At 36.0% G+C, this 7,743-nt stretch carries 6 protein-coding genes and 1 rRNA gene; 6 read left to right on the top strand and 1 reads right to left on the bottom strand.

Annotated features, from left to right (window positions below):
* The first annotated feature begins 162 nt into the window (after positions 1-162).
* From rrf to A3EE_RS0109345, 3 genes are all read left to right on the top strand, one after another.
* Positions 163-274: ribosomal RNA gene (gene rrf / locus A3EE_RS0109355) — 5S ribosomal RNA — on the top strand.
* A gap of 144 nt (positions 275-418) precedes the next feature.
* Positions 419-793, top strand: a complete 375-nt coding sequence (locus tag A3EE_RS0109350; RefSeq protein WP_018343184.1) for a DMT family protein — start codon at positions 419-421, stop codon at positions 791-793.
* A gap of 15 nt (positions 794-808) precedes the next feature.
* On the top strand, positions 809-1,801 hold the full coding sequence (locus tag A3EE_RS0109345) for an AAA family ATPase (protein WP_018343183.1): 993 nt from the start codon (positions 809-811) through the stop codon (positions 1,799-1,801).
* A gap of 82 nt (positions 1,802-1,883) precedes the next feature.
* Here the strand turns inward: A3EE_RS0109345 and A3EE_RS0109340 are convergent, their stop codons facing one another.
* Positions 1,884-2,765 (bottom strand): hypothetical protein, encoded by an 882-nt coding sequence (locus A3EE_RS0109340; RefSeq protein ID WP_018343182.1) that lies wholly within the window; start codon positions 2,763-2,765, stop codon positions 1,884-1,886.
* Positions 2,766-2,873: 108 nt separating this feature from the next.
* Here A3EE_RS0109340 and A3EE_RS0109335 point away from each other — a divergent pair, with 108 nt between their 5' ends.
* From A3EE_RS0109335 to uvrA, 3 genes are all read left to right on the top strand, one after another.
* Entirely contained in the window at positions 2,874-3,776 is a 903-nt protein-coding gene (locus A3EE_RS0109335) for a TIGR01777 family oxidoreductase (protein ID WP_018343181.1), read from the top strand.
* Positions 3,777-3,839: 63 nt separating this feature from the next.
* Positions 3,840-4,778 (top strand): lytic transglycosylase domain-containing protein, encoded by a 939-nt coding sequence (locus tag A3EE_RS0109330; protein ID WP_018343180.1) that lies wholly within the window; start codon positions 3,840-3,842, stop codon positions 4,776-4,778.
* 82 nt (positions 4,779-4,860) lie between these two features.
* Positions 4,861-7,698, top strand: a complete 2,838-nt coding sequence (uvrA, locus tag A3EE_RS0109325) for an excinuclease ABC subunit UvrA (RefSeq protein ID WP_018343179.1) — start codon at positions 4,861-4,863, stop codon at positions 7,696-7,698.
* Positions 7,699-7,743: the final 45 nt, after the last annotated feature.

Here is a 7,743-nt window from a genome sequence, read left to right as displayed (position 1 = left end):
TAGGCTGCAAGTGTAAAGTCAGAAATGGCATAGCTGAGCAGTACTAATAACCCGATAATTTTCTTTGCAAGAGTACTTTGATATACCACTAATCATTAGGTCAAACTATTATCGTTTGCAGCGGAGTTCCAACGGAACTTGACAGTTACAGACAACATCCTTAATGGTGGTTATAGCGTTGGTGTTCACCTCTTCCCATTTCGAACAGAGAAGTTAAGCCCAACAGCGCCAATGGTACTGCAGTCAAATGTGGGAGAGTAGGTCGCCGCCAACTTATTATTAAAACCCCTTCACTCTACAGTGATGGGGTTTTTCATTTTAGAGTATTTTACAAACTGTACACAGAGCTAATAATTCATATGGCATTGGCAGAATGAATTATATTTCATAGTTTGCAAGTTCACATTTCAAATCAAATATGACTTCAATCTGGACAGTCCTTCTATTAATCATCTCAAATGCTTTTATGACGTACGCATGGTATGGACACTTACAACAGGCAGGAAATGATAGCTGGGCGACTAAGTGGGGCCTGATAGGAGCTATATTATTAAGCTGGGGGATAGCTTTCTTCGAATATGTATTTCAAGTTCCTGCCAATAGAATTGGTTTCGAAGGAAATGGCGGACCCTTCAATTTATTTCAATTGAAAATTATACAGGAAGTTGTTTCTCTTACAGTTTTTACTCTATTTGCGGTGGTTGTTTTTAAAACAGAGCGCTTACAATGGAATTATATTGCAGCTATGGTATGCATGGCATTAGCGGTATTCTTTGTATTTAAAAAATGGTAGTCACTAGAATATATTATGCAATTCAATTCGGCAGAAGAAAAATCTATTTATTATAGAAGCAAGATCAAGGAAGTCATTGATGAAGTAGGCAAGGTTGTCGTTGGACAGAAATACATGATCAACAGATTACTTGTAGGTATTTGCACAGGAGGGCATATATTGCTTGAGGGGGTCCCTGGATTGGCAAAAACATTAAGCGTAAATACGCTTGCAAAAACTATGGATTTGGACTTTAAACGAATCCAGTTTACCCCCGATTTGTTACCATCTGACCTGATTGGAACAATGATTTACAATCAGCACAAAGGTAATTTCGAAGTTAAAAAAGGGCCAGTATTCTCTAATTTTATTTTAGCAGATGAAGTAAACCGCTCACCGGCTAAAGTGCAATCTGCTTTACTGGAATGTATGCAAGAGAAGCAAGTAACCATCGGTGATACAACGTATCCATTAGATAGCCCGTTTCTGGTACTAGCAACACAGAATCCAGTTGAACAGGAGGGGACATATCCATTACCGGAAGCGCAAGTAGATCGTTTTATGATGAAAATTCATTTAACCTATTTAGATAAAGATTCAGAACTAGAAGTAATGCGCAGAGTATCTAATATGAATTTTGATTATGAAGTAAAGAAAATTGTTTCGAAGGAAGATGTATTGGCAATTCGAAATGAAATTAATAAAGTAACAATTTCAGAGTCTTTAGAAAAATATATTATTGAACTTGTTTTTGCAACCCGATTCCCTAAAGATTATGGATTGGATACAGAAGCTTCTTATATTCTCTATGGTGCGTCAACAAGAGCTGCAATCAATTTGAACCGTGTAGCGAAGGCAATGGCATTCTTCAATAATAGAGATTATGTATTACCGGAAGATATCAAGGAAGTAGCTTATGATATCTTAAATCATAGAATTATCTTGAACTACGAAGCAGAAGCGGAAGGAATTACAACACGCCAGATCATAGAAACAATTTTGCGAAAAGTAAACATTACCAAAGCTTAATACGAATTACTGTAAAATGGAAAGAGGTTTTATTCTATAAGAATAAAACCTCTTTCCATTTATATCAAAATCTTAAATAAAGCTATTGATATATCTTAAGCTTTTCTTTAACAACCTCAACAGCCTTTGCCATTTTAGCAACTTCTTCATTAGATGCTGCAATGTTGGAAGCGTTGGTTTTGGTATCTTCAATCAATTGCAAACGGTCTTTTTCGTTTTCTTTTAATTTATTTTCAAGAGATACTTTTTGTTGTTTATTCTTTTCTATGTTATTCGTAATCGACAAGCTTTCTTTTAGTAGTTTCTGTTGCTCTTCATGATTCTCTGTAGCTTTCACATCTTTCAAACGGCCTTCAACACGCAATTCTTCAGACTCCAGTACTTTTAGCTCTTTGCTATTCTCATCAATCTTTCTCTCAAGCTCTGTTTTTTCTTTGGCATTTTTTTGAGTATCGCTTTTCAATGTCTCACTTAACTTAACGAGCTTCTCTTGGTTTTTTACACTTGAATTTAGTGCAGATTCAGCAGCAGCTATTTGAACATTTACATCAGCAATATATATACCCGCAGCATAATCGCGAAGCTTCTTTTTGGCAGCATCGTATTTGGAGTGCCCTTCAATAATATATTCAGACCCAAGATCAATTGCCCAAAACACAAACACTCCTTTAGAAGTACTAACAACATTAGAGTAAATAGTACATGCAGTAGAAATGTCCGGAATGGATGCTCCATGTAAAATAAAATTACCCTTATCTGTTTCAACCTTACCAAACTCTTTTAATTTTTGAGCCCAATTTTTAGAAACAAATTTCTCATCCAGTTCTATTAAAACCTGCATCCCTTTGCGATCAACCTGTTGAATCTCTGAATGCCCCGACATGACTGCAATTTCCTTTTTCGTTTGTGCGGTAACTAAAAAAGTTAAATTCAGACAAATGAGTAATGTAATAAGTAATTTCATATATTAATCGTAGTTATAAGGATCTTAAACTTACTTTGACATGCTTTTGTTGTGTTTAATAGATTCTTTATTCAAAATGCAATATACAAATCTTCAATTTTATATCTAATGAAAGTATTAATTACAGGAGGAAGTGGCCTTGTAGGGTCAGAACTTACCAAATTACTTATAAATGCAGGCTATGAGGTTGTATGGCTTAGCCGTAATTCGGGAGTAAAAAAAGGAATTACATGCTACAAATGGGATTATAAAAATGATTACATAGATGCAAAAGCATTCGAGGACGTTACTTATGTTGTGCATTTGGCTGGAGCCGGAGTATTTGAAAAGAGATGGTCTTCAGAATTCAAAAAAGAAATAGCAGATAGCAGAATAAAAGCAACAGAACTTCTGGTTAGAAAGGCTGCTGAGTTCATATCAATAAAAGCGTTTATTTGTGCATCGGCAATTGGAATATATGGCAATTCATACAATACCTCTCCATTAGGTGAAGATGCAATCTTAGGCAATGATTTTTTAGCAGATGTTACTAAAAAATGGGAGCACACTACGAGTAAGTTTAAAGATATAGGCAGGACAATTCAGCTTAGGATAGGAATTGTTTTAGCCAAAGAAGGTGGCGCATATCCAACCATGATGATGCCCATAAAGTATTTCGTAGGCTCACCGTTGGCATCTGGCAAGCAAATAATCTCATGGATTCATATACTGGATGTATGCAGAATTATTTTAAAAAGCATAGAAGATGATACTATGACAGGTGCATACAATGTGGTTGCTCCAAATCCTGTTTCAAATAAGGAATTCACATTAGCAGCAGCAAAAAAAATAAATAAGCCAATCCTAATGCCCAATGTACCATCAATAGCATTAGAAATATTGCTTGGCAAGCAAAAGGCAGCTTCTGTAATACAGGGCATTCCGGTATCTTCTTCTAAAATAGAAGCTAGTGGATTTGAGTTTTCATTCCCGACACTTGGAAGCGCATTGGATGATTTGGCAAAAAAATAGATTTTCTAACACAACATACATTCTAATAATTCGTATTTTAATTACTACTGTAATTTCAAAGAAGTGAAAAAGCGTTTTAGAATACTGTTTTTTTCTACCATAACCCTTTTATTACTTTTTGTATTGTTCACTACGATACAAAAAGATAAGTACTTCGTATTGCATAAAGAGTACAGACATCAAACATTCAACGATAAAATTCCGCTCAATAATATTTTTGCGAATGAAACCGTACATTTTAAAAGTAAGGAAGCATACAATGCATTTTATAAAGAATTAAAAAATAACACCCAGAAAAATAAGAGTACAACATTGTTATTAAAAGATGCAATGATATGGCTGCCAGTTATTGAAAAAATTTTAATTCAATATAAAATACCTACCGATTTCAAATACGTGGCGATGGTTGAAAGCAATTTTAAAAATGTTGTTTCTTCTAAAGATGCAGTAGGCTATTGGCAATTGAAAGAAGCAACAGCAAGAGAATTGGGTTTGGAGGTTAATGAAGAAGTTGATCAACGATCAGATCCAATAAAATCAACACATGCAGCGTGTAAATTTTTCAAACAAGCACACAAACAATTTGGCAGCTGGACAATGACAGCTGCTGCATACAATAGAGGAATGGGAGGTATTCAGCGGGCATTGCAAAAACAAGGCAAAGAGGAGTATTATGATTTAGAATTAAATAGTGAGACTGCAAGGTATTTATATAAATTGCTAGCAGTAAAAGATTTGGTTGAACATCCCTCGAAGTATGGTGTGAAGCTTTATAACTGGAAACGGGAACCTGTACGCATCATTAAGGTTACTAATACAATTAATGATCTAGAAGCATTTGCCAGATCTAATGGAACAAATTTATTCGTTTTAAATCTTTATAATCCCTGGCTTTTAAAGAAAACGCTAACGATTAAAACTCCCGGAGCTTCTTACACTATAGAGCTTCCTTTACCTAAGAGTATAAAAAAAGACTCCCTCACAACCATATCTTCTAAATAAATGGCATTCAACCAGCAAAGTTTTTGCTTTTAAGGAAACGTCTGTGCAAATTAGATGTTGTATATAGACCTGCCTGACTCCATTGAAAAACAATACAAATACATCTTCTATAATTGATACCACAGGGCACGAAACAATTGAGGTTTTTGGCGCCCGAGAACATAATCTAAAAAACGTTGATCTAGTTATTCCCAGAAATAAACTTGTAGTAATTACAGGTATAAGTGGAAGTGGAAAATCATCGTTGGCTTTCGATACGATATATGCAGAAGGGCAGCGCAGATATATGGAAAGCTTCTCTGCTTATGCACGTTCGTTTATAGGAAATATGGAACGTCCTGATGTAGATAAAATAAATGGATTGAGCCCGGTTATTTCTATCGAGCAAAAAACAACATCTAAAAATCCTCGCTCTACAGTAGGTACCGTTACAGAGATATATGATTTTTTACGTTTGTTATATGCGAGGGCTGGAGAAGCATATTCGTATGTAACAGGAAAGAGAATGATTCGTCAATCAGAGGATCAGATCATTGATTTTATTTTTGAAAACTATGCATCAAAGAAGATCACTCTTCTTGCTCCGGTTATAAAAGGACGTAAAGGACACTATCGAGAATTGTTTCAGCAGATACGCAAAATGGGTTATACCAAAGTGCGTATTGATGGAGAGATAGTAGAAATAACCGCAAAGCTTCAAGTCGATAGATATAAGATTCATGACATTGAAATTGTTATAGATAGAATTGAAGTCGATCCCGCAGATAGGTATCGTGTAGCGCAATCCGTTAAGGCAGCACTGGATCAAGGAAAAGGAATTATGATGCTAGTGCCACACTTGAAAGGCAAAGACGGTCCGGCTCAATTCTTCTCAAAATTCTTGATGGATCCTGAGTCAGGTATTGCGTATGATGAACCTGCACCCAATATTTTTTCATTTAACTCACCCTACGGCTCATGCCCTTGCTGTAAAGGTCTTGGCGTAATTGAGGAGATTACAGAAGATACCATAATTCCGGATAAATCTTTAAGTGTAAGCCGTGGAGCAATATTACCATTAGGGGAGTATAGAGATATATGGATATTCAGACAATTGGAGGTTATTCTAAAAAAGAATAAAGCAAGTTTAACTACTCCTGTAAAGTCCATACCTGCAGATGCCTTGAAAGTGCTATTGTACGGAACAGAAACAGATGAAAATACGACTGAATCAGATTTTAAATTTGATGGGGTGTTGAATTTTTTAAAATCCCAACAAGAAGAAGGTTCAGAAAAAACGCAAAAGTGGCTAAATGACTACGTGACTATCACGAAATGTCCGGAATGTAATGGGGCTCGATTAAAAAAAGAATCCTTGCATTTTAAAATCGACAATAAAAACATTTTCGAATTAGCATCTATGAACATCGTCGGTTTATCCAATTGGATGAAAGATTTAGAAAGTAGATTAGATAAACGGCAATTACAGATTGCGAGTGAAATTTTAAAAGAAATCAGAAAAAGATTGGGCTTCCTGTTGGATGTAGGGTTGGATTATCTGACGTTAGACAGAACGCTTAGAACACTTTCAGGCGGAGAAGCACAGCGTATCAGGCTTGCAACGCAGATTGGAACTCAACTTGTAGGAGTTTTATACATACTTGATGAACCAAGTATTGGACTGCATCAGCGTGACAATGTTAAATTAATTGACGCACTGAAAAATCTTAGAGATATAGGCAATACGGTGTTGGTTGTTGAGCATGACAAAGATATGATGCTTCACTCTGACTACATCGTCGACATTGGGCCAGGTGCAGGCAGGCATGGAGGCAATGTGGTAGCTCAAGGTACGCCGGAAGAGTTTTTAAAATTGCCGGGCATTACTTCAAATTATCTATCCGGGAAAACCTCAATCGCAATTCCTGAAAAAAGAAGAGAAGGTAATGGCAAAATGCTTACGTTGAAAAATGCGTCAGGAAACAATCTTAAAAACGTAACACTTACTTTGCCATTGGGCAAAATGATTTCTATTACCGGAGTATCAGGCAGTGGTAAGTCAACATTGGTGCATGATACATTATTCCCTATATTAAACAAACACTTTTTCAATTCAAGAAGAGACGCATTGCCATATAAATCTGTTGAAGGCTTAGAACACATTGATAAGGTTATAGAAGTTGATCAATCACCTATCGGTCGAACACCTCGTTCAAACCCGGCAACGTATACAGAAGTGTTTGGTGAGATTCGAAATCTATATGCATTATTGCCGGAAGCGAAGATTCGCGGATATAAAGCGGGGCGTTTTTCATTTAATGTCAAAGGTGGACGCTGCGAAGCCTGTGAGGGTGGGGGGATGAAATTGATCGAAATGGATTTCCTGCCAGATGTATATGTACCTTGTGAGACATGTAAAGGCAATCGTTATAATAGAGAAACACTGGAAGTGAGATTTAAAGGTAAGTCTATATCGGATGTGTTAAACATGACGGTAGATCAAGCTGTAGAGTTTTTCGACAATCAACCTCGTATTTTACGCAAAATTGAAACGTTACAAGAAGTAGGTTTAGGATACATAACACTTGGGCAGCACGCACCAACATTAAGTGGTGGTGAGGCACAGCGTGTAAAGCTAGCTACTGAATTATCTAAAAGAGATACAGGTAATACCTTGTATATTTTAGATGAACCAACTACCGGCCTTCATTTTCAGGATATTCAGCATTTATTGTATGTGTTGAATAAATTAGTAGATAAAGGAAATACAGTATTAGTAATCGAACACAATTTGGATGTCATAAAAGTATCAGACCATGTAATTGATCTAGGTCCGGAAGGTGGAGAAAAGGGTGGTATGATCTTATGTACTGGAACACCAGAAGAAATCATACATAACAAAATTAGCCATACAGCTAAATTTTTGGCATTGGAGCTTTAAAAAAGAGATAAAAACAAAATAGCTTATTGAGCAAACAAATATTTT

It is taken from the genome of Cytophaga aurantiaca DSM 3654, from assembly GCF_000379725.1.
Lineage (GTDB): Bacteria > Bacteroidota > Bacteroidia > Cytophagales > Cytophagaceae > Cytophaga > Cytophaga aurantiaca.
The sequence above is the reverse complement of the archived record's forward strand: the minus strand, read 5'-3'. Positions and strand labels throughout refer to the sequence as shown.